Origin of the sequence: Curtobacterium sp. PsM8 (assembly GCF_030433875.1) — a bacterium.
Classification (GTDB): domain Bacteria; phylum Actinomycetota; class Actinomycetes; order Actinomycetales; family Microbacteriaceae; genus Curtobacterium.
The window spans coordinates 1-2,027 of the sequence record NZ_JARUXD010000143.1; the positions used below are offsets into that span (position 1 = coordinate 1).

At 67.2% G+C, this 2,027-nt stretch carries 2 protein-coding genes; both read left to right on the top strand.

Annotation, left to right across the window (positions count from 1 at the left end):
* Window positions 1-155 precede the first annotated feature (155 nt).
* On the top strand, window positions 156-1,151 hold the full coding sequence (locus QCD68_RS17135; protein ID WP_301223882.1) for a carbohydrate ABC transporter permease: 996 nt from the start codon (window positions 156-158) through the stop codon (window positions 1,149-1,151).
* Complete coding sequence (locus tag QCD68_RS17140) at window positions 1,144-1,983, top strand: carbohydrate ABC transporter permease (RefSeq protein ID WP_301223883.1); 840 nt, start codon at window positions 1,144-1,146, stop codon at window positions 1,981-1,983. Before QCD68_RS17135 ends, QCD68_RS17140 begins: the two co-directional genes overlap by 8 nt.
* Window positions 1,984-2,027: the final 44 nt, after the last annotated feature.

A 2,027-nucleotide genomic window follows, 5' to 3' on the forward strand; every position in this document is an offset into this window, starting at 1 on the left:
CAAATCATTCCGGGGGGCCGCGCCCGCCCCCCCCCGGCTGCGCCCGCCCGGGTCTCTGCCGCGCGGGCGCGCCCCCCCCCCCCCGGGGGGGGGGGGGCCCCCCCCCCCCCCCGCCCCACCTCCCGAACCCCCTCCACCAGCCGGAAGGCCTGCCCATGTCCACGACGGTCCTGCCAGACTCCGAGGCCATCGACCTGACGCACACCAAGGCGCCGACCCTCTCGGGGCCGTCGCCTCGTGGGAAGCGCCGCGTCCCGTGGCTCCCGTACGCACTCGTCGGTCCCGCGATCCTCTTCGAGCTGCTCATCCACATCGTGCCGATGCTCGTCGGCATCTGGATCAGCTTCGTGCAGCTCACCAAGTACTTCATCGCGAACTGGGGCGCCGCGCCCTTCGCCGGCTTGCGGAACTACTCCGTTGCGGTCGACTTCGACCAGGCGATCGGCCGTGGGCTGCTCAGCTCGTTCCTCATCACCTGTGCCTTCACGATCCTCGTGGTCGGGCTGTCCTGGGGCTTCGGCATGGCCGCCGCGGTCGCCTTGCAGAAGCCGTTCCGCGGTCGCGGGCTCTTCCGCACGCTGTTCCTGGTGCCCTACGCGCTGCCGATGTACGCCGGCGTCATCACCTGGAAGTTCATGTTCCAGCGTGACTCCGGCGCCCTGAACCACGTCCTGGTGGACCAGCTGCACCTCTTCGGTGCCAACCCGCCGTTCTGGCTCATCGGCAACAACGCCTTCGTGGCCGTCGTCGTCGTGGCGATCTGGAAGACCTGGCCGTTCGCGTTCCTGATGCTGATGGCGGGCCTGCAGTCCGTGCCGGCCGACGTGTACGAGGCCGCCTCGGTCGACGGTGCCAAGCCCTTCCGGCAGTGGCGCTCGATCACGCTGCCGATGGTCCGCCCGGTCAACGTCACGCTGGTGCTGGTGATGTTCCTCTGGACGTTCAACGACTTCAACACCCCGTTCGTGCTGTTCGGCTCGACCGCGCAGCCGCCGGCCGCCGACCTCTTGAGCTTCCACATCTACAACGCGTCGTTCATCACCTGGAACTTCGGCTCCGGTGCCGCGATGAGCGTCCTGCTCCTCCTCTTCCTGCTCGTCGTCACCGGCATCTACCTGGCCGTCACCAACCGGAGGTCCGTCCGTGCGTGAAACAACGGGGGCTAAGTCCTTCAAGGTCATCGTCCTGGTCCTGCTCACCGTCTTCACGGTGGTGCCGCTCTACGTCATGATCACCACCGCCATCAAGCCGCTCGGCGACGTGCAGAACGACTTCACGTGGATCCCGTCGCGGATCACGTTCCAGCCGTTCATCGACATGTGGTCGACGGTCCCGCTCGGCCGGTACTTCATCAACTCGCTCGTGGTCTGCACGGTCGCGACGGTGTTCTCGCTGATCATCGCCACGTTCGCCGCCTACGCGGTGTCGCGGTGGAACTTCAAGGGCAAGAGCGCCTTCACCACGACGGTGCTCTCGACCCAGATGTTCCCCGGCGTGCTGTTCCTGCTGCCGCTGTTCCTGATCTTCACGAACCTCGGCAACACGCTCGGCATCCAGCTGGTCGGCAGCTGGCTCGGCCTGATCATCACGTACCTGACGTTCACGCTGCCGTTCTCGATCTGGATGCTCGCGGGCTACTTCGAGACGATCCCGCGTGAGCTCGACGAGGCCGCGATGGTCGACGGTTCCGGCCCGATGGGCGCGCTGTTCCGGATCATCCTGCCCTCGGCCCGTCCGGGTCTCGTGGCGGTCGGCATCTACTCGTTCATGACGGCCTGGGGCGAGGTCCTCTTCGCCTCCGTCATGACGAACGGCCTCGGCTCCACGCTCGCGGTCGGTCTGCAGCAGTACTCCACGCAGACGAACGTGTACTGGAACCAGATCATGGCGGCCTCGCTCGTCGTGTCGATCCCGGTCGTCATCGCGTTCCTCGTGGTGCAGCGCCAGTTCGTCGCCGGCCTGACCGCCGGTGCGGTGAAGTAGCCGCGACCACCTGACGGGAGGCGCGGTGCGGGTCCGTCCCGCAC

What these genes read in the sequence shown, in the direction of transcription:
- QCD68_RS17135 (WP_301223882.1), top strand. Translation starts at nt 156, where the DNA reads ATGTCCACGACGGTCCTGCCAGACTCCGAGGCCATCGACCTGACGCAC.